Source organism: Bradyrhizobium sp. CCBAU 11361, from assembly GCF_028128935.1.
Taxonomy (GTDB): domain Bacteria; phylum Pseudomonadota; class Alphaproteobacteria; order Rhizobiales; family Xanthobacteraceae; genus Bradyrhizobium; species Bradyrhizobium niftali.
This window is the reverse complement of sequence record NZ_LBJZ01000081.1, coordinates 1-972: the sequence shown is the minus strand read 5'-3', so window position 1 is coordinate 972 and position 972 is coordinate 1. Positions and strand designations below refer to the sequence as shown.

The 972-nt window shown below is 64.2% G+C and carries 1 protein-coding gene; it reads left to right on the top strand.

Annotated elements, in window-relative coordinates; genetic code table 11:
* On the top strand, positions 1–972 hold a 972-nt coding region (locus tag XI08_RS09935; RefSeq protein ID WP_271574275.1), incomplete at both ends, for an IS30 family transposase.

The following is a 972-nucleotide window of genomic DNA, read 5'->3' as shown; positions in this document are numbered from 1 at the left end:
CTCTCCCTTGACGATCGATGCGAGATTGCCCGCCTTTCGGCCAATGGCAACTCGGTCGGGCAAATCGCGGCAGCTTTGGATCGCCCGCCATCAACGATCTCTCGGGAGCTGAGGCGGAACCGTGGCAGGCAGGTCGGCTACAAGCCAAGCTATGCTCGGCAGCAGACCCGGGCGCGGCGCTGGAAGGGCTCTCGCCTCGAGCGGGACGCCAGCTTGCGCCGCGAGGTCTTGGCGGGCTTGAGCCGCGGTTGGTCGCCCGAACAGGTCGCCGGCCGGCTTGCCCGTGAACGCGGCCGCAAGGTGATCTCCTTCGAGAGCATCTACCGCTTCATCTACGCCCAGGTCACACGCACGACAGACTTCACTTGGCGGCGCTATCTGCCTCGTGGCAAGAGCAAGCGAGGCCACCGCGGCAAACGAGGCGGGAGCCCCGCAAGCTTCATCGAAGGCCGTGTTTCGCTGGCAGAACGGCCTGCCGAGGTCGCCGATCGCAAAGTCCCGGGCCACTGGGAAGCCGACCTGATGATGTTCTCCAAATACCGGCAGGCCATCCTGGCCGTCCACGAGCGCACCTCGCGCCTGCTGCTCGCCGTTCCCATCGAACGCAAGCTCGCTGCCGGTATCGCTAGCCATCTCGTACGCCTGTTCAAAGCCGTACCAGAGGCACTGCGCCGTACCGTCACCTTCGACAACGGCACCGAGTTCGCCGCCCACCTTTCCTTGCAGAGCCTCTTGATGAAGACCTTCTTCTGCGACCCCCACGCGCCGTGGCAAAAGGGCGGCATCGAGAACGCCATCGGCCGCTTGCGCCGCTTCATCCCCCGAAAGACCGACCTCGAAAAGCTCCCAACCAAGCGCTTCCGCCAGTCCGTTGCCACCTACAACAACACCCCGCGCAAATGCCTTGACTTCAGAACCCCGGCAGAGGCCTTCTCCTCCCAACTGTTGCACTTCGAGTGTGAATCCACCTCC